The sequence below is a fragment of the Pontixanthobacter sp. genome (assembly GCF_049682855.1).
Lineage (GTDB): Bacteria > Pseudomonadota > Alphaproteobacteria > Sphingomonadales > Sphingomonadaceae > Pontixanthobacter.
Genome location: NZ_JBAUIK010000015.1, coordinates 1 through 19,247 on the forward strand (window position 1 = coordinate 1; position 19,247 = coordinate 19,247).

Here is a 19,247-nt window from a genome sequence, read left to right on the forward strand (position 1 = left end):
GTTCGGAAAACTCAAGGACTGGCGGCGCATCCACACTCGCTATGACAGATGCGCACACACTTTCATGTCCGCCATCTGCATCGCCGCAACCGTCATCTTTTGGCTCAATCAATGAGTCCTGAGCCTAGGCCGCAAGGTCAAAATTGAAGGTCAAAGCCCGTTATGGGTTTCGATTGGCAAGTCGAAACGGCTGTAACGCCTTCCTGAATCTATGGCTGAACAAATAAATCAGCATCTATAATTTGGAGGAGAAACGTAAATCGGGAATGAAGCGCAATGCAAAGCATCACAAGATTGGATGTAATACGCAGAAACTTGGAGCGCGCTGAATAATGGCATACTCTACTGCAACTATTGCATCACTGGCACTTCAATGTGCTCCGTCGGTAGCGCCGGAAACGGTTATCGCGATTGTTCATACTGAAAGCCGCGGCCATGTCTTCGCCCTCAACGTCAACGGAGGACGGCAACCGCGCCGCCAGGCCAGCGCTGCAGCAGCTGCCGCCACAGCTAAACGCTATGTTGCAGCAGGTTATTCAGTCGATCTGGGCCTTGGCCAGATCAATTCCCGCAATATGCGCTGGCTTGGCCTCACATGGGAAACGGTGTTCGACCCCTGCACCAACATTGCAGCATTAGGCCGCGTTCTTACTCAGAATTATAATTCGGTAAAAGCGGGGCGCGACCCACAAAGCGCCCTTCGTATTGCCCTCTCAATGTATAATACAGGAAGCCAATCGCGTGGATTTCGCAATGGCTATGTCGCCAAAGTCGTCGGCAATGCTGGCATTGCCGATAGGCAAGTGTCCTATGCCCCCACTGCATCGCAACCAATCGCGGAAACCAGCAATGACCTGCGGGTAAATATCGTCACGGAAAACGTGGCGCGACAGGCGCCACCTCGCCCTGCACCGCCCCCGAGATGGAACCTCTTTGAGCGTGCGGCTTACGAACGCGAAACCAAAGCTCTCGCAAATAATGAAAGGGGCAGCATATGAGCATCATCCTAAATTTGGCACGGGGCGCTAAGGTGCGGCGCACATCCCGTGCAACGAAATCTAACCAGCTTCAAAACAAGCGCCAACGTGCGGTGTTCTGGAGCATAGCCCTCTTGTCTGCGGTGTTCATTTCGTTTGCGATCCCCGAACCCGCATACGCGCAGAACTTGGAAAGCTTTGCCAGCAACGTGCGCGGGCTTTTATCATCGACCCTCCTTCGAACACTGGCAGTCATCGCCGTAATTGTAACCGGCCTACTCTGGTTTACAGGCCGCGCCTCGACCGCAGTTCTGGTGACGGTCATTATTGGTATCGCCATAGTCTTCTCGGCGGATTCCATCGTCGGTCTCATTGCAGGCTGACGGCGATGAACGATGAAACCGAAAGTCTGACAAAAAACACGCTGTTCCTCGCGGTGACGCGCCCGGCGCTCTGGGCGGGGATTCCAATTGAAGCGGCGGTGTTACTGTTAATCGCCAGCGCATCGGTACTGATTCAAAGCAACAGCCCACTCTATACCGCATTGATCGCGGCTTTTGGCTATTCAATTTCGCGGCTGATCGTGCGGCATGATGTTAATGCATTTCGCCTGCTGTTCCTTTGGGGCCGGACGAAAGCAGGCAACCGAAACCGAGCGTTTTGGGGAGGCAGCAGCTACTCGCCGCTGCCTCTTACAGGCCTGCGCCGCAAAGGCTTCGGTCGTCATGGGTAGATTGCTCGCCTCCAACAATTCTGTGCCGCTAAAAATAGCGCAGCGCGAAGCAACGCCTGAAAAATTCTTACCGTATGCGCGCCATATAAACGAGGAAATGGTCGCGCTTGATTCCGGCGATATCATGGTGACTTTCGAACTCACTGGCCGCGCCTTTGAGACGTCGGATGTGCGTGATCTCAACGACTGGCATACGAAGTTAAACGGATTGCTTAGAAACCTGCATGATGAACGGTTGTCGGTGTGGACCCATCTTATCAGGATGCGCGTGGATCAATATCCCGGCGGGGCATTCAAATCTGGTTTCGCTGCCGATCTGGACCGCGCCTATTTTGGCCGCATCAACCGGGAGCGGATGTTCATCAACCGCTTCTTTGTCAGCCTTGTCATTCGCCCTGCTGCGACTGGAAGCGACAAGATCATCCGGCTCTTCAAGCGGAAGGTTTCCGGGCAAGCGGAAAAAAGTCCGCTGATTGACGAGGCACTAGTCGAATTGCTCGACGACAAGGCTCGCGACTTTGAAAAGCTCATGGCGCGCTGTCAGCCGCGCCGCTGCGGGATATATGCACATCGCGGATTGATGTTTTCCGAAGCGATGGAAGTCGCAGACATGGTGATGACCGGACGCCATGTCCGTGTTCCCGTGGTTCGCGGGCATCTGGGCGGCGCGCTTTACCGCGCGCGGACGATTTTTGGCGCGGAAACTATCGAGGTTCGCGGTGCCGACACTTCAGCCTTTGGCGGGATCTTTGGAATCCGCGAATATCCTGCGCAAACTACCCCGCGCCAGTTTGAAGCGTTGCTGTCGGTCGATTTCGGGTTCGTGCTGACACAATCCTTCACATTCCTTGGGCGGGCCGCAGCAACCGAGAAATTCCGCCTGCGCATGACGCAAATGGAAAATTCAGGCGACCGCGCGGTCAGCCAGGCTGATGCGCTGATTGATGCAAGCGACGATCTGATGTCAAACCGCTTTGTTCTGGGCGATCACCATTTCACGCTTGCCGTTTATGGCACAAGTATGCGCGCCTTGCGCGATCATATGTCTGTGGCGCGAGCGGCGCTTGCCGATACCGGGATGGTCGCAGCACGAGAAGGTGCTGCGCTTGAAGCCGCCTATTGGTCGCAGCTTGTCGGCAATTTCGCGTGGCGCGCCCGGCCCGCGCCTATCACATCGCTTAATTTCGCCGCATTTTCGCCATTCCATACTTTTCCTGCGGGACAAGCGACCGAAAATCATTGGGGTGACGCAATAGCGCTTCTCAAAACCAGCGCGCGAAGCCCCTACTTCTTCAATTTCCATAAAGGCGATCTGGGTCACACGCTGATCATTGGTCCCTCTGGCGGCGGCAAGACCGTGCTGCTCAACTTTCTGATGGCTCAGGCGGAAAAAACCGGCGCGCGTCAAATTTTTATTGATAAGGATCGCGGCGCGCAAATTTTTGTGCAGGCAAGCGGCGGTACTTATCTCGCATTGCATAATGGCATCGCCACCGGCTTCTCTCCGCTCAAAGCGCTGAAAGACTGCGCCCCGGACAAAAGCTATCTCTCGCTTTTCATCCGCCAATTGGTCCGCGCCGATGGCAAGCCCATCTCGGTCCAGGAAGAACGACGTATTGAGGACGGCATAAATGCAGTCATGAAACTGCCCGTCGCTGACCGTTCGCTAAGCGCGCTGCGCTCAATGCTCGGCATGAAAGATGCGGCAGGCGTTGGCGCGCGGCTGGAAAAATGGACGTCGGAAGGATCGCTAGGCTGGGTGTTCGACAATCCCGATGACAGCATGACGCTTGATGCGCGATTCATCGGCTTCGACATGACCGATTTTCTCGACAATGCCGATATCCGCACACCTGTCATGTTGTACCTGTTTCACCGGATCGACCAGCTCCTAACCGGCGAGCGGATGATTATTTGCATTGATGAATTCTGGAAGGCGCTGGGCGATGAAGCCTTTCGGCGCTTTGCGCAAGATGGCCTGAAAACCTATCGCAAACGCAATGCACTCATGGTTTTTGCAACACAGTCACCAGCAGACGCGCTTAAAAGCGACATAAGCCATTCGATCCTCGAACAGGTCGCAACCAAGATCATGCTGCCCAATCCGTTTGGTGCGCGGCGTGATTATGTGGATGGATTCGCCCTGTCAGAAGCCGAATTCAAACTCGTGCGTGAAGACCTCTCGCCTGAAAGCCACAAGTTTCTGGTCAAACAGGGCCATGACAGCGTGGTGGTCGAACTTGATCTGAGCGGTCTCGATGACGCGCTGGGGGTCCTGTCTGGTCGCGCCGAAACCACAGCCCAAGTCGATGAAATCATAGCCGAGGTAGGAAGCGACCCTGCCGCCTGGCTTCCCCTCTTCCATAGCCGGAGGCGTCCCAGCTGAATCCAACAATGACGCTGAACCATGAAGAAAGGTAAGACGATGAAGAAATTGACACAGATACTGAGTGCCACGCTGCTTTTCGCAGCCCCCTTGCCCGCTTTTGCCCAAGGAATGCCCGTCCATGACAGCGCCGGCCTGATCCAGCAAATCAACACGGTCAGGCAAACCATACAAATGGTCGAGCAAGGCAAGGAACAAATTGCCGAAGCGCAAAGGCTCTATGAGGATTTAAACAAGCTCACCGATATTCCGGCATTAGCCCAGCAGCTCAAAACCGATGCACTGCGCGAGCTTGATACATCAAACGGTTCGCTCGAAGGGTTCGGAAATGGCGATCTTAATGTAGTTGGCGCAGGACGCGCGAAGGCCGATGAAGTCTATCGCGGACTTCTTGACCGGCTTGGTCTGGCAGGCTCGGAACAGTCGCGCGCTGCCTTTGATCTCAATGCGCGCAACATTGGTATCAATGCCGGCCTTGCAGAAAATGTCGGCGCTGCTGTTACATCGCGGTCGCAGGGGCTGGACCAATTACGCAGCAGATTGACCACCGCATCCACGGCCAAGGAAGTCGCTGATCTGACCGCGCGGTTGCAACTGGAATCTGCCGCCATGCAGAATGACCAGCTGCGCTTGCAAGCCATCGCTTTGCAGCAACAAGCACAGGAACGCGCTCGCGCTGCCGAGGGCCAAGCTGCCTTGGCACAAAAGCTTGATGAAGCAAGCCGCTACTACCGGGGACAATGACCATGCGGGCTGCACCCCTGACGATCCTGATGTTGCTCGCGGGGTGCGGCGCGTCTGAGACTTCGGACGGCACGGACAGCGATATGCCAGCCAGAAGTTGGAAATATTACGCTGCCCACCCTGCCGAGATTGGTCCGATGCAAGAAATTTGCCGCCGGTGGGCAGGTTCGAATGCCCAGGCGAGCGAACAGCCTGCCGTGGTCACGACCAACTGCCGTGCAGCAGCATTCGCCAAGTCACAGCTTCAACTGACCCAATAGAACCAAGCCAAAAGGACCAGATGCCGAAATGGATTTTAGCGATCATGTTTTTACCACGATGTTTGAGGCGCTTAACTCCGCCTTGGGCGCAATCGTCGGTAAATATGCTGCTATAATCGGCATTGTATCGCCCGCGCTGCGGATCGGCATTGTGATTTACATTTCGCTGCTGGGTTACGCGATCATGCGCGGCGCTGTGCAATATCCATTCCGCGAATACGTCTATCGCGGCTGCCAACTCGCTTTCCTCTATTTTGCCGTAACCTCGCTTTACGGAACCCAGATCGGCATGTTCGCACTTGGAGGCCTGCCAAGCCAGTTCGCCACAGCTCTTGGCGGCGCGGATGTTGGCGGCCTTGGCGGCTTTTATGACAAGCTGGCAGGCACCGGCTTTGAAACCGCCAACACTATGCGCAAGATCGCGGCGAATTATCAGGAAACTCAAGGCACGCTTCCCGATATTGGCTATGCCGTATTTTCGGGCTTTCTGGTGGTGATGGTCCTTATAGCCACCTTGTTATGTGCTGCTATCGGGTTCGTCATCAGCGCGTTTGGTCTGTTTGCGCTGGCTTTGTTATCAGTGGTCGGTCCGCTCTTTGTCGCGGCACTCCTGTTCGAGTCCACGCGCGGTTATTTCTTTGCCTGGCTGGGCGCGTGCATCAACTATCTGATGCTGATCGTCTTCGCGCTCGTTCTGACGCTGTTTCTGACCCAGACCGGCGAAGCGATAATCGCCACAATTTCTGAAAATGACGAAATAGGCGTGGCCGCAATCAAGGCTCTGGCTTTTTACGCGCTCGGCTTTTTCTTTTTCCTGCAAATTCCCATGCTCGCCGCATCTTTAGGTGGCGGTGGCCCCGCCCTCGCCAACCAGTTCGCATCGGCAATCGCAGCAGCAGGCGGGTTCGTTATCGGGCGCGGCGCGACCGGAGCGCAGGCAACAAGCCGCGCCATTGAACGCGGCTTCGCGCGCGGTATCGCAAGAATGCGGACATCAGGTTCGGTCAGTCGCGGAACAAGCTAAGGAGCAAAATATGCGTAAACAAATCATGGCTCTGATTGCCGCCTTGGCAATCTCGATACCTGCCAGCCCTATTGCCGCTGCACCAAAGTCGCCCAAGCTCTCCAAGTGCGACGGTAAAAAGCGCAGGCCAGCCAACCCTTACGGCTCGATATTACCGACCGTCGATCCCGAGACTGGCACGTCAACGCCTGCAGGGCAGCCGTCTGGTAATGAATCGGGCGAGGAACCGAAACGTGAAGGTGTTGAAGTATTCCCGAGCAAATCATCCGCGCTCCCAAAACCCGCAACAAGGCCCGGCGCCCAGACCCAACCCGTAGTCCCACCTATCAGTAGCGCGCAGCCAAAGCGCGTTTATCAGAGTTGCTGAGTGATGGCAGGCGGCGTCACCGACAGAGATGATCTCAAAGCCTATTTTGCGGAAAGCGCAAGCTGGGACCGCGACCGCTTTGTTGCAGCACGTCGTTCAAAGCGGCTCGCTTGGATGGTAGCAGCAATAGCAAGCGGACTTGCGATTACCGGCGTTGCCGCTGTTGCAATGCTGACACCGCTTAAGACCGTCGCGCCCTACGTTATCACCGTCGATAAGGCGACCGGCGCGAGCGAGATCACCGCGCAAATGACTGGCGACAACCAGATTACCTATAATGAGGCTGTCGCCAAATATTTCCTCGCCGATTATGTCCGCAACCGCGAGGGCTGGATACCGCAAGCACGCAAAGAGTTTTTCGAGGGCGTGCTGGCGATGTCATCACGCGAGGAACAGGCACGCTGGACCGCCTTCTATAGCAAAGACAATGCAAGCTCGCCGCAGAACGTCTTTACCGATCTTGATACGGTATTCATCGCGGTCAAATCGGTCACATTCGTGTCCGAAAACGTAGCGCAAATACGCTTCACCAAATCGCTCCAGCAAGGGTCGCGCGTTACCGACACGCAGGCCATCGCAACCGTGACCTACGATACCACCGACACACCAACTACCGAACAGCAACGGTTCAAAAATCCGCTGGGGCTCGAAGTGCAAACCTACCGCGCTGATCTGGAGGTCACACCATGAAAAATCTAAGAAACTTCACCCTATTGGCGCTGCTGTTTAGCGGATCGCCAATAATGGCTGGTGAAACCCCTCAGCCAACGGCGCAAGACAACCGAATCCGCGAAGTCATCTATGACGAAAATCAGGTCTTCCGTATTGTCGGAGTTTTTCGGTCGGCAACCCAGATCGTATTTTCTCCGGGCGAACGCGTCGAGCATGTCGCGCTCGGCGACACGATCTCCTGGGAAGTTGCCCCGGCTGAAAATTCACTGTTCATCAAGCCGCGCGAACGAGCTGGCCCAACCAATCTGATCGTCATCACGCGTTCAAACACAGGAAACCGAACCTATACATTCGAATTGAGCGCACGCCGGGGAGCCATTCGAGAAAGAACACCGGATACCTTCTTTAAGGTAGCCTTCCGCTATCCGCGCGAAGAGGCAGCGGCGGCACAAGCTGCTGCAACGCAGGCAGCATATTCCCAAGCAGTCGCGCTGCAATCCGGAGCAATACGCTCGGCGCTTGATCTTGGTGTTCTCGAAGGCACACGAAATCTCAAATATAGCGTGCAAGGATCATCGGAAATCCAGCCTTCCGAAATCACTGACAATGGGCAGTTTACTGCGCTGCGTTTCCCAAACCAGCGCGAATTACCTGCAATATTTGCTATCAATCCGGATGGCACTGAGAGCATTGTTCCGTTAGATGTTCGCGATGAGTTTGTGGTGGTGCACGGCGTGTTTGCGCAGCTTCGTTTGAGGCGCGGCAAGAAGGTGCTGTGCATCTTCAATGAAGCACCTGATTTTTATGGACGCGATCCCAAGACTGGCACGGCGTCAAGCATCGTCGAACGCACAGATGATGGGGAGACACGGTGATGGCCGATACAGCCAATGACGTCGGAGCCGCTGAACGCGCTAAAGTCGATCAAACCCCTGACCCAGACGAAATTGACCGCAGCCCGGCGGGCGAACGCGGTAGCAAAATGCCGTCTATTCCCGGCACCACTATGGACCCGAAAAAGATGATCGGCTTTGCCGCCGCCGCTGGTGCGCTTATGTTTACGGTACTGGCACTTGGAACCGGGCTGACCGGCAATTCAGAATTACCGCCCGTAAAACCAAAACCGGCGCTCGAAGCGGCAGACTATGACCCGGCCACGGTGATTGCACCGACGCTTGCAGAAGCTGGAACCGATCCCAATGCGCCTATTCCATTGGGGGAACCGGTTGTTCCTGCTATTGGCGAGCAGCCACAATATTCGCAAGGCCAAGCACCAGCTACAGTGCAACAGCGTCAGCAATCCCCAGCCGAGGCGCTGCGCGAAGCTGCGCGCCGATCCTCGCTGATTGCCTATGGCGGCGAACGCGCCGGTGGAGGCAGTGCAGCCAACTATGGTGCGGCGGCAAATGGAGCAAGCCCCGGAGAAGATTCGCCACGGCAATCCACCAACCTTGATACGCTCCGGCGCGCGTCGGTGATCGGGCAAGCTCAGGCCCGGACGCTTCCTGACCGGAATTTCCTGATTACAGCGGGAAGTTTCATCCCGTGCGTTCTGCAGACCGCGATGGATTCCAGTCAGCCCGGCTATGTGAGCTGTATTGTTCCGCGCAATGTATATTCCGACAATGGCCGGGTTGTGCTTCTGGAAAAAGGCACGAAAATCTTTGGCGAATATCAAGGCGGCCTCAATCGCGGACAATACCGCCTGTTTGTCCTTTGGACGCGAGCAGTGACACCGCGCGGCATCGCGATTGATGTGGGCTCGCCGGCAACCGACGCACTTGGTCGCGGCGGCGTAGACGGTAAAGTCGAGAGTTTCTTCTGGAAACGATTTGGCACCGCTTTGCTTTTCAGTCTCGTCGAGGATGCAGCGACCGTTGGAGCAGAAGCGGTCGGCAACAATGGTTCGAATGCCACCCGCGTTCCTTCCGACGCAGCCTCCACCGTCTTGCAGCAGAATGGCGACATCAAGCCGGTCCTGCGCAAAAATCAGGGTGAGGACGTTGGAATAACCGTCGCACAGGACTTCGATTTCTCGACCGTTTACGGCCTTGCGCTCAAATAATGGCCGCGCCGGGTAAAAACACCGCTGTTCTGGACAGCGTGACCCAGCCTTTAGCTAAATATCTCGGTGATGAGAGCGTCACCGAACTGGTCATCAACCTTCCCGGTGAGGTCGGCATAGAGCGGGGCGGGTGCTGGACATGGGAAAACGAGCCTTCGCTCGATTTCAAAACGCTTATGGCGCTGGCAACTGCTGCAGCCGCCTATACAGCGCAGGACATCACCCGCGAAAATCCTATCGTTTCGACCGTTTTTCCAACTGGCGAGCGGGTGCAAATCATTGTCCCTCCGGTCGTCCCCGATGAAACGGTCTCAATCACCATTCGCAAGCCATCGTCCGTAACCATGACACTGGATGATTTCGAGGCAGCTGGCTTGTTCAAGGACACTCGGATTTCTGAAAAAAAGGTCAGCCAGCATGAGTTAGACTTACTCACACTGCTGCGCGCAGGTCATCATGTCGCGTTCTTCGATGCTGCGGTCAAAGCAAAACTGAACATTCTCATCTCGGGCGCAACCGGCTCTGGCAAAACCACATTTTCCAAGGGATTAATCCAACTAATCCCTTCCGAAGAACGGCTCTTAACCATCGAAGACACGCGCGAACTGATCGTTCCCCAGAAGAATGTCGTGCACATGCTCTATGCAAAAGACGGGCAAGGCACCGCCAATGTTACTGCCAAGCATTTACTCGAAAGCGCGCTCAGGATGCGCCCTGATCGTATCTTGCTTCAGGAACTGCGGGATGGGACGGCGTTCTTTTACCTGCGCAACGTCAATTCAGGGCATCCAGGATCGATCACCACCATCCATGCCGATTCCGCCGAACTGGCCTTCGAGCAGCTGACTTTGCTGGTCAAGGAAAGCGAAGGAGGCTCCGATCTTGCGCGCGATGATATTCGGGCTTTATTAAAAATGCTCGTGGATTGCGTCGTGCAAATCAAAAAGACTGACGGCAAATTTCGGGTAACGGAGATCTATTATGACCCAGAAGGCAGGCACGCCGCCTGACGGCGGGGCGTTAAGATTACTCATCGGAATCCCGTTCGGGCTGCTCATTGCACTCGCCATAGCCAGTATGATTGGGTGGCTTATTCTAGGTCTGCCCGTCACTGCTTATGATCCGCTCAAAATTCCCCAGTTCGTCTGGTATTATCGCGGCGATCCGCACGTTGTGCGGGCGATGGCGGGCGGTTTGGTCGGCGGCGGCTTACTTCTGGTGGGCCTAATCTATGCGCTTTGGGCTCCCGGTGCGCCGCTGCATGGAGCTGCGCGCTTCGCCCGTGAAAGCGAGGTCAAGCGCCACGGCTTTCGCGCCCGCTCCGGTATCGTCCTCGGCCGCAAAGGCGGACGTTTCCTGACCTTTGGTGGGAGCGAGCATGTCATCGTCGAAGCTCCAACCCGCTCGGGTAAAGGCACCGGTATTGTCATTCCCAACCTGCTGACATGGCAAGGTTCCGTTGTTGTCCTCGATGTGAAACGCGAAAATTACGACGCCAGCGCGGGGTTTCGCGCTCATTATGGTCAGGACGTGTATCTTTTCAATCCGGCCGACCGCGAAGGCCGCACTGCCCGTTACAATCCGCTGGCCTACATCAACCGCGATGATTCCGATGATGTCATTATCGAATTGCAAAAGATCGCAACAATGCTGTTTGTTGCACCCGACCACGGCGAATCCTTTTGGGCCAATGGCGCACGGACCGGATTTGCTGGTGTCGGTGCATGGATTGCCGAAACCAGCGACGAGCCTCTAACGATGGGCGCAATCTATCGCCACTTGAACCAAGGCGATGCGCGGGGCTTTTTCCAAAAGGAACTGAACACTCCCAGTCTGAAGCTATCCGTCGGATGCCGCACGGCGCTGGCCGATTTTGCTGGTGGTTCAGACAATAGCTTTGCTGACGTCAAGAAAACGATCACAAACGTCCTCGGTCTGTGGCTCAATCCCCTGGTTGATGCCGCAACCGCAGCAAGCGACTTCGATCTTCGCCAACTCCGCAAACGCCCTATCTCGATCTATCTCGGCGTATCACCCGATGAACTGGACCGTATAGCCCCGCTCTACAATCTCCTGTTCCAGCAGCTTATCGACCTCAACGTGCGAGAACTACCGGGTGAGACCACGCCGATACCAGTGCTGGTCATCCTAGATGAATTTGCGCGGCTTGGCCGCGCATCGGTGATTGCCAGCGCCTTTTCCTATGTCGCAGGTTACGGGATCAGGCTCCTTCCGGTCATTCAGTCGCGTTCTCAATTGCGCGGCGTTTATGGCGAGCATGTCGCCGATGAAATCGTAGCCAATTGCGGCGTCGAAGTGGCGTTTACGCCAAAGGAACTGCGCGTCGCCAACGATCTGTCCGAACGTATCGGTTATGTGGGACAGGACAGCATTACCAAGTCGCTGACGATCAATGGATTACTCGCCAATCGGTCGAAATCTATTTCAGAACAACGCCGCGCCTTGATGCTACCGCAGGAACTGATGCAATTTTCAGCTGACAAGTTGATCCTTCTGCGCGGCGGCATCCCGCCAATCATTGGCTCGAAGATCGCCTATTTCAGCAGCCGCTTCTTCAAACGCCGCGCCTTTTCTCCACCGATTGTGCCTCTCACACCCAAAAAGGCGCGAAGGAACGAGGTCACGGCACCGTTCCGTGAGATGACCGAAGCGGAAGCAGCTGGGCACGAGACACGTCCGATGAAACAGGAGGATATTATGACGAGGGATAATCCCAGTTTTTTGGCTGATACGATGACGCTCATTCGCGATGGCGAAGTAAGAGGAATTATTGAGGAGGGAGACGAAAATGGCTGATAAACTCGAAGGTAACTCCTCGTCAGAAAGTGGCCATGCCGCTAGACCAAAAACCGGCCAATCCAAATCAACGCTCGATAAAGCCACGCCGAAGAAGCCAAAGCGAAAGGCAGAAAAACCGACAATTACCGATGATCTGTCAGGAAGATTCCTGCGCGTTGGCATTAAGATTTACAGAACTTCGGATGATAAAAAGCCGCTGGTTCGATTGGAACCTGACCGCCTCAAAACCAGTAACATTGATGCCCTGCCTGACATATTGCGGATTGCCAAAGCTAATGGATGGACCGCTGTAAGGATCAACGGCGGGGACAAATTTAAGAAAGCCGCATTCCTTGCCGCTGCCGCGCAAGGGCTGGCAGTAGAAAATTACAAACCGTCCAAAATTGTTCGTGCCGAAGCTGAGCGATTACAAGCACGTATTGCGGAGCGCGAGAAGCGGCGTGAAGGCAAAAAGCCGAATAGCAAATCATCAGAAGCCGCGAATGAAACAATAACATTCAAAACCCTTTCTGATCGCTTCTTAAAACAGTCTCATGAGGAAAACGCGCGTGACCCAGAGCTAAGACGCGCCCAGAGCCTTGTCGCCCAAACCATCTCGATCACACGAGCAAAATATCCTGATGATCCGGCAAAAGCATCAAAAGAAGTTGAAGCGAAACGTCAGGATGTGGCGCGGCGCATTGCCAGCGGAGATAGTATCGCAGCCATCCAGGTCCGCAATCAGCAGGCCCAGCGCGTGCGTGAAATCACCCAAGATCAGACAATGAAAAAAGACGGCAGAACGCGTTAAAATCGTTTGGGTGAAGGCTCACGCGACTGTTCTGGTTTCTTACGCTCAATACCAAGATTCCGGGCATGATGCGCGGCAAAAATTTCCGGCGTGGCATTCATATCGGGATGCTTATCAAGGAATTTGCGAACATCGTCTGCTAGCGTCTGGTCCTCGGATTTTCCGGTTGCTCCGAGCGCAGCAGCAGCTTGCTCATAAGCATGCCGTATCTGCTGCCAGCGGGATTTACCTTTTGCGATAAATGGTGGAAGATTTGATTGGCCGCGCGCAACAGCAACCGCCTGTTCGTTAGTGCGCCGGTCTGCATCTGTCATTGCCGGGCTTGGCCCACTTGCCAATCGAGCGCGCAATTTGACCAGTGCCATACTCGATCCAGCAATACCGCGACCGCGCGCGCGTCTCGGGGTGGCTTCCGCAGCGACGCCGCGCGCGCGTAGTTCATGGGCAAAGCGCTCACGAAACCGGCTAAGCTGAGCAGGACGCGGATTAAATCTAATGCGATCCAGGCCCTCGGCCTGCACAGTCAGATGGACATGCGGACGCGGCGTATCTCTGTGCAATGCCAGGACATAATCATGATTGTCGCTCAGCTCACTGTGGGCAAGCGCACGGACCGCTCCCAACACCTTTTCGGGGTCGGTTCCTGCTGGCATCGAAAATACCAATGACACCGATGATACGGTTGGCCGCGACCGCCATTGCAACGTGTCGCTCCACTCTGCTGCACGCTCGGCAACATCATCCTTTGAGGTCAGGATCTCTCCATCGCGGCTTTCAATGTCGACGATCCCTTTGCGCCCGATATAGTCGAGATGGGCTTTTACATGGCTACCACCGCGCTGGCGGCCTGTAACCTTCACCAACACCTCCGGCGCACCGCGCACGATCCGCGACAGCTTTGCCCGCGCCGTTTTTCCATTGGCAGCTCCATAGCTTCCATAAAGCGGGATATGGAGTGAGCCGTTCGGATCATGAATATAACGCACCCGGTATGCGGGCCGCGTCGCTTCCCACAAGGCCGATTCCAGACCCATTAGTCCGCAACCTTCCAGTAGCCCACATCGCCATGCATGGCATCACCGACTGCTGCGATCTGTTCGGCAATTTCCATCCGCATGTCGGCAATCCGTCGAAGGTCGTTTTCGATTTTCTTGTCGCCATCATCCATCATTCGCAAATTGGCAGCCTTCATCGCTTGATTGAGATTTCGGCCAATGCGGAGCAGTTGCATTCTGATCGGCGCGAGTTCGTTCAGAAGCCCATCATCGACGCGAGATTTCAAAGCAAGGTGTCGGCGCACCAATGCCTTTATCCAGCCTGACCGATTTGTTGAGCGCTGCGATGCGCGATATTCGATCACTGCAATCTCGGCATCAGTAAAGCGCAGCGAGACACGATTGCATGATGAACCTTCGGAAGGCTCGATCAGCGGAAGGCCGATATTCTCTTTCAGCAAATGTTCGATCATCTGCCGCATAATCACGCTTCGACCGCCCCGCCCTACCGCGAAACTATCGAGCGCAGCGAGGACACTCGTATCAAGCCTTATGCTAAGCATCGCAGTTGCCGGATGGGTATTTGTCGCCATTAAAATTGCCTCGTGAAACACGGGCATTGTAATACAACAAGCGCCGCTAGGCATATCCTGCAATTAAGACAAATACCCTAAAACCCCCTAAGAAAAGCGCATCCAAAGCGACAATCTTCATCAAAGATGAAGGCCGCTTTGGATGCGCTCGGGGGTTAGGTTTTTGAGTGCACCTGTGAAGCGAGACTTCTCAAGCGGGCAGAAGATCGCCGCACGATTTCGTGCTGGCGGCTGGCGGTCGCGCTCCCCCATTCGGCGATCTCGGCGACTGAGCGACCGCAGCCGGTGCAGACGCTAGCACTGGCGTCCAGCGCGCAAATGTCTTTGCAAGGAGATGGTGGTCGTTTGGTCATCAATATCAAGTACCAAAATCTTTTCGTTTTCTGACGAATGAGCTTGGCGCGAGGACTACGTTGTCTCGAGTTGGAGCGATAACCCGGATAGGTTGCATGTCGCGTCCATGTCTCCAATATCTTCCCAATGACCAATTCCAAACAACTATCACCAACAGACCGTGGCTTCGAAACTGGCATCGTCACATTCCTCGACATTCTTGGCTACCGCGAAATCCTGCGAACGCGCGATGCTAGCGAAATTGTTGAAATTGTCGGTAAGTTGCGCAAATTTGGCAAAGGAGACGGCGACGAAGCAACTCCACCGCGCCGAATGAAAGAGGCGAGGCTGTACTCGCAGGCTTTTTCTGAGTCAGTCTCAGACGCAATCGTTCGCGTTCGCACAGTGGATACGCAGCAACGTAGTGGCGCGTTCGTGTTCGAATTGATCGACCTAATGCACGCCATGATTGAATGTGTCGCAGCTGGTATACTGTTGCGCGGCGGAATGACGATCGGTCCTGTTCATATTGGAACGGACGGTAAGGGTCCAATTTTCGGTGAAGCGATGGTACGTGCTTACGAAATCGAAGAACGGGAGGCGGTCTATCCTCGGATCATGATCGACGAAGCGTTGGTCAATACATATGTGAGCGATCCCGTCTTATGGCAAGATGGTGCCTTCGATGCGTATGAAGCACGTTCATCGATAAACTTCATAGCGATGTCCGATGACGGATCTTACTTCCTCGATTACCTTCGAGCCGCTGGACCAGACGAGTTTGACGATGGCGTTGCCGGTCAGTTTGAGTTCCTTCGGCGTCATCAATCGCTTGTTGTAGAAGGCCTCGACATTGAAGCTCTAGCGGTTAGGCGCAAGTATGTTTGGCTTGCGAGTTATCACAACCGCTTTGTGACTGAGTTAGCATCACGTTATGACTTGGACGATCCCAACGGGGAATTTCTCTACGAACTTGGTGTAAGTCCGCGAGAAATGTTCGACACGCTCACCATCGAAGCAACCTGGGCATCCGCTTTGGACCGTTTGAAAGATTTGGGTTCCGAAGATGAAAACGTCGAGAGCCGCATACCTTAGTAAACAAAGTAGAATGCACTTCCAAACGAACACAGCGAAGCCCCGACCGGCAGAGCCGGTCGGGGCGTAAGCGTTTAGATCAGTTGCCGTTCGATGTGCGGGCGCGTGACCAGATGAGGTTGTGTGTCTTGCCATCTTCATCGGCAAACAGGCTGGCGAAGATTGGAGCGTTGAAGCTGGGATCGTCGAGTTTGATCGAAAGATAGTCGCGATCTTCCTTGCTGGTCTTTGCCCAGGCTGCTCCGATTTCTGCCTTTGCCACGAACACCCGGTGGGTCGGTGCGTTTTCATTCTCGCTTGGTTCTTCGGCGACGATGGTGACGTTCTTCTTCTGCAACATCACGGTGACGATTTCGCCGCGATAGTCGTTGCCTGACTTTTTGAATGTTCCGATATTTGCCATGATACTTCTCCTTGGTTTGGTCGAACCCGCGCTCATTCGCGGCCTCGATGGCTGATTTCAGGCAGGGGCTTGAACCGATGCATCCGCAGGACCGAAACGAAGTGGAGGACGGTGCAGACCGGGGTTTCTTGTTTCCGCGAGGAATGCGCGTCAGCGCAGGGGAAGAAACTTTGGGCTGCACCGTTGCAGCTAGGGGCAAGAGGCGCAGCCGTCCCCTGCCAATCAAAGCCATTGACGAGGACGCGGATGAGTGCGGCTGGCCAATAATGCCAAGGAGATCTGGCTAATATCCGCCTGCGTTTAATGTCAGGCTCATAGCCTGCGGTCGATATGGTGCTGCGTGCTTGCGGAACGGGGCGATTGCCCATGCCGATAAAAGCCGGATCACATGAAAGCGTGCTGACTCGCTAGGCCTCGATGGACATGGCTAATCGGGCATTCTGTCAATGACCACAGCAATGCCGCGACCATTTCAGGCATCGGGAGGCTCCTAGCGCGCTGCCTTTGTCGTCTGTTTGCCGGTGACGATGGCTCTGCCACCAACAGCCGAGCAGCCCTGCCCAATGACGGCTGCACCCACAACGCTGCCCCGACCGGTTCTGCTGGTCGGGGCTTTGCGGTGATTTTGGAGCGGGCGGCTGATCAGCCGCCCGACTATGCTTCAAGCCGCAATTCGCTCATTCTCGTCTTTCGTGGACGCTGCTTCGTCCACGTCCTGCGGCTCTGTGTCAGACGCCTCATCCTCTTCCATAAGCCACTTGGCTCTTTCGGCGGCGGCAACCGTGCCAACGCCGCCGCGTGTCGTATAGGCCGATGGCGGAAACGCCATCCAACGCGGAACCCAATGCTCCTTTTTCTCGCGGTCATTCTCGCCGGTCAGATGGTCACTGATAATCCCCTTCACTGTCTTGGTCTTTTCGCTGGCGTTCGCAGCAGCAATGCTGGCCCCGCCAACTTCGCCCAAAAGCGCGGTCAAGACTTCACGGTCACGGACAAAATCAAAGAACGCTTCATCGGCTGTCCAGTAATCCACCATCTCGACATCAAGATGGACGCCCAAGGTTTCGACCAGTTCGCTGCCAGCGGCCAACGTTTCGGCCATGACCACACCCAATATCTCCATCACGACAGCATCGGGCACATCGAGCAGGCGAAGCAACAAGCCGCTCATACCGTTGCGCGTCTCGTGGCCGAGCGTAACGGTGGGTTCGTCGGCGTCAAAGCCAAGCACCGCCAGCACCGCACGGCGGCGCTCGTCAAAACGCGCTTCCGCCACACTGGTTTCGATGCTTTCGGTGATAGCTTCCTTGCGGCTGCGCTGCTCCTGCGCTTTCACATTCCACAATGGCGAACCGCAAATCGCATGGGCCACCATGACGCGCAGCGCGACGTAAGGGCTGGCGGCGAGTTCACAGCGGACAGCAGCGTGGCGGTGCAGATCGACATATTCCGCCATTGGTCCGGTAATTTCGGGACGCGCTGGTTTATCCGCTTTGCTGTCCGTCTGTCCGGTTTCCCGCACCCGCGCTTCCTTGGCGGCCAGATAGCCTTCGTGGAACGTCACCTCGCCCTTGGCGCTGACATCAATATAGACGCGGCCTCCTTTGCGCTTGGTGGTCTTTTCATGGTCCCACGTCTGGAAATAGCTGTCTTGCGGGATGACCTGCACATCGCTCCAGCCATCCTCCAGATATGCCGCTTTCTTCGTCTCGATGGCGGCTGTCTGCGCTTCCCAAAACTGGTCGGCATCGGCAAAATAGCCATCTTCGGCAAACAGGTCAGACACAACCTGCCCCTTGAACTCCGCCATATCAAAGATCGCAGCGGACGTGGAAATCGACGCGCCGCCAAACAGCCATGCCTTGAGCTGGCTCCCGCGCGGCGCATAGGCTTCTTCATCTTTGAACAAAGCCAGCCATGCCTTTTGCTGCGCCTTGCTGGCCAAGGTCAGGTGGCGCACGGTGGCGGCATCAATTTCTTCACGGCGATAGGCGTTACGAATGGGCGGCAACAGATTGCCAAGAGCAAGAATGCGCCCCACGGTCTTTTCATCCATCCCGAATGTATCGGCAATCTCGCTGGCCTTTCGGCCCTTCTTAACCAATTGCGTAAACTGCTCCCACTGCGTAACCTCGTCGGGATTTTCGCGAACAAGGTTTTCAATGAGTGACGCTTCCAAAGCGGCGGCATCGTCGCCTTCTTCGAGTATCGCGCAGGGGAGCGGTCCATCGCTGCCGCCTTCTTCGGCCACGGTGGTTGCAGCATGATAGCGCCGCCGTCCCGCAACAATCTCAAAACTATCGGCGCTGCCGTTGGGACGAACCAAGAGCGGCACAAGAACGCCGCGCACCCGCACCGAGGGCAATATATCGCTAATGTCGGGCGGCTTTTTGGCGTTTCGCATATTGGCCGGTGACACCGAGAGTTTGGCGAGGTCTATATTTTCGAGTTGCATTGATATTCTCCTTCGTGAGTTTCTAGTGGTTGGCCCCGCTCCCGTTGCATACGGGGGTGGCGGTGGAAGCGGGGCCGGTGGTCCGCATGGCGGGATTGCCATGCGGGGTCTGCCGCGCCTTGACCGGAGGGGTGGGCAAGGCGGCGGAAGGGGGTGTTATTCATGGGCTTGGGCCAAAGCGGCGGCTTCAAGCCGCGCTTCATCCTCGGTGATGCGCCCGACCAGTCGGGCCGCATCGGCGTAAACGGTGAGCGGAAAGCGCGCTTCAAAATGCAGATCGCGCTCGATGGACAAGCCAAATGGTAAGGTCAGAGATGCAATCTCGGACAGGCTGACTGATCCGAGTTCAGCGCAGCCGAACCCCAGATCGGCCAGACCGAACAAGGTATCGCCATCGCTATCCAGTTCCGAAAGCAGCCAAGTGGCTGCGCCAACCGGATTGAAGAATTTGACAACGGGCACATGATCGCCGCGATTCTGGCCGTTGGCGACCAGGCGTTTTCTGTGATCTTGGGTGAGTAGCATCATGGCAAAA

At 55.6% G+C, this 19,247-nt stretch carries 21 protein-coding genes and 1 pseudogene; 16 read left to right on the top strand and 6 right to left on the bottom strand.

The window, feature by feature from the left end; translation table 11 throughout:
• The 15 genes and pseudogenes from WA922_RS09840 to WA922_RS09910 all read left to right on the top strand — a co-directional run.
• Positions 1-115: pseudogene (locus tag WA922_RS09840) on the top strand (IS5/IS1182 family transposase); the annotation flags it as partial.
• Between the two features lie 217 nt (positions 116-332).
• The gene (locus WA922_RS09845; protein ID WP_424771529.1) at positions 333-998 is read left to right on the top strand and encodes a lytic transglycosylase domain-containing protein; all 666 of its coding nucleotides are present in this window, start codon (positions 333-335) and stop codon (positions 996-998) included.
• The gene (locus WA922_RS09850; protein WP_424771530.1) at positions 995-1,360 is read left to right on the top strand and encodes a TrbC/VirB2 family protein; all 366 of its coding nucleotides are present in this window, start codon (positions 995-997) and stop codon (positions 1,358-1,360) included. The genes WA922_RS09845 and WA922_RS09850 overlap by 4 nt, the downstream gene beginning before the upstream one ends.
• A 5-nt stretch (positions 1,361-1,365) precedes the next feature.
• On the top strand, positions 1,366-1,710 hold the full coding sequence (locus WA922_RS09855; protein ID WP_424771531.1) for a type IV secretion system protein VirB3: 345 nt from the start codon (positions 1,366-1,368) through the stop codon (positions 1,708-1,710).
• Positions 1,703-4,096, top strand: a complete 2,394-nt coding sequence (locus WA922_RS09860; protein ID WP_424771532.1) for a VirB4 family type IV secretion/conjugal transfer ATPase — start codon at positions 1,703-1,705, stop codon at positions 4,094-4,096. The genes WA922_RS09855 and WA922_RS09860 overlap by 8 nt, the downstream gene beginning before the upstream one ends.
• A gap of 39 nt (positions 4,097-4,135) precedes the next feature.
• On the top strand, positions 4,136-4,840 hold the full coding sequence (locus WA922_RS09865; RefSeq protein ID WP_424771533.1) for a type IV secretion system protein: 705 nt from the start codon (positions 4,136-4,138) through the stop codon (positions 4,838-4,840).
• Between the two features lie 2 nt (positions 4,841-4,842).
• Complete coding sequence (locus WA922_RS09870) at positions 4,843-5,100, top strand: hypothetical protein (RefSeq protein WP_424771534.1); 258 nt, start codon at positions 4,843-4,845, stop codon at positions 5,098-5,100.
• 28 nt (positions 5,101-5,128) lie between these two features.
• On the top strand, positions 5,129-6,124 hold the full coding sequence (locus WA922_RS09875) for a type IV secretion system protein (protein ID WP_424771535.1): 996 nt from the start codon (positions 5,129-5,131) through the stop codon (positions 6,122-6,124).
• 10 nt (positions 6,125-6,134) lie between these two features.
• Positions 6,135-6,491: a hypothetical protein gene (locus WA922_RS09880; protein ID WP_424771536.1), complete on the top strand. Its 357-nt coding sequence runs from the start codon at positions 6,135-6,137 to the stop codon at positions 6,489-6,491.
• A 3-nt stretch (positions 6,492-6,494) separates the two neighbouring features.
• Positions 6,495-7,181, top strand: coding sequence for a virB8 family protein (locus WA922_RS09885; RefSeq protein ID WP_424771537.1), 687 nt, complete (start codon positions 6,495-6,497; stop codon positions 7,179-7,181).
• Positions 7,178-8,038 (top strand): P-type conjugative transfer protein VirB9, encoded by an 861-nt coding sequence (virB9, locus tag WA922_RS09890; RefSeq protein ID WP_424771538.1) that lies wholly within the window; start codon positions 7,178-7,180, stop codon positions 8,036-8,038. The genes WA922_RS09885 and virB9 overlap by 4 nt, the downstream gene beginning before the upstream one ends.
• Positions 8,038-9,228, top strand: a complete 1,191-nt coding sequence (gene virB10, locus WA922_RS09895; protein ID WP_424771539.1) for a type IV secretion system protein VirB10 — start codon at positions 8,038-8,040, stop codon at positions 9,226-9,228. Before virB9 ends, virB10 begins: the two co-directional genes overlap by 1 nt.
• Positions 9,228-10,238, top strand: a complete 1,011-nt coding sequence (gene virB11 / locus WA922_RS09900; RefSeq protein WP_424771540.1) for a P-type DNA transfer ATPase VirB11 — start codon at positions 9,228-9,230, stop codon at positions 10,236-10,238. Before virB10 ends, virB11 begins: the two co-directional genes overlap by 1 nt.
• Entirely contained in the window at positions 10,210-12,045 is a 1,836-nt protein-coding gene (locus WA922_RS09905) for a type IV secretory system conjugative DNA transfer family protein (RefSeq protein WP_424771541.1), read from the top strand. Before virB11 ends, WA922_RS09905 begins: the two co-directional genes overlap by 29 nt.
• The gene (locus tag WA922_RS09910; RefSeq protein WP_424771542.1) at positions 12,038-12,838 is read left to right on the top strand and encodes an LPD7 domain-containing protein; all 801 of its coding nucleotides are present in this window, start codon (positions 12,038-12,040) and stop codon (positions 12,836-12,838) included. The genes WA922_RS09905 and WA922_RS09910 overlap by 8 nt, the downstream gene beginning before the upstream one ends.
• On the opposite strand, the gene WA922_RS09915 is transcribed toward WA922_RS09910, so the two are convergent.
• The 3 genes from WA922_RS09915 to WA922_RS09925 form a co-directional block, all read right to left on the bottom strand.
• Positions 12,835-13,872, bottom strand: coding sequence for a relaxase/mobilization nuclease domain-containing protein (locus WA922_RS09915; RefSeq protein WP_424771543.1), 1,038 nt, complete (start codon positions 13,870-13,872; stop codon positions 12,835-12,837). The genes WA922_RS09910 and WA922_RS09915 overlap by 4 nt on opposite strands.
• On the bottom strand, positions 13,872-14,426 hold the full coding sequence (locus WA922_RS09920; protein WP_424771544.1) for a hypothetical protein: 555 nt from the start codon (positions 14,424-14,426) through the stop codon (positions 13,872-13,874). Before WA922_RS09920 ends, WA922_RS09915 begins: the two co-directional genes overlap by 1 nt.
• Positions 14,427-14,581: 155 nt before the next feature.
• On the bottom strand, positions 14,582-14,977 hold the full coding sequence (locus tag WA922_RS09925; protein ID WP_424771545.1) for a DUF1289 domain-containing protein: 396 nt from the start codon (positions 14,975-14,977) through the stop codon (positions 14,582-14,584).
• On the opposite strand from WA922_RS09925, the gene WA922_RS09930 reads away from it, so the two are divergent.
• A complete protein-coding gene (locus WA922_RS09930; protein ID WP_424771546.1) occupies positions 14,907-15,854 on the top strand; it encodes a hypothetical protein in 948 nt (315 codons plus the stop codon). The genes WA922_RS09925 and WA922_RS09930 overlap by 71 nt on opposite strands.
• 79 nt (positions 15,855-15,933) lie before the next feature.
• On the opposite strand, the gene WA922_RS09935 is transcribed toward WA922_RS09930, so the two are convergent.
• From WA922_RS09935 to WA922_RS09945, 3 genes are all read right to left on the bottom strand, one after another.
• Positions 15,934-16,257, bottom strand: a complete 324-nt coding sequence (locus WA922_RS09935) for a DUF736 domain-containing protein (protein WP_170010523.1) — start codon at positions 16,255-16,257, stop codon at positions 15,934-15,936.
• 661 nt (positions 16,258-16,918) lie between these two features.
• Positions 16,919-18,712, bottom strand: coding sequence for a ParB/RepB/Spo0J family partition protein (locus WA922_RS09940; protein ID WP_424771547.1), 1,794 nt, complete (start codon positions 18,710-18,712; stop codon positions 16,919-16,921).
• Between the two features lie 156 nt (positions 18,713-18,868).
• Entirely contained in the window at positions 18,869-19,240 is a 372-nt protein-coding gene (locus tag WA922_RS09945) for a DUF2958 domain-containing protein (RefSeq protein ID WP_170010519.1), read from the bottom strand.
• Between the last annotated feature and the right edge of the window lie 7 nt (positions 19,241-19,247).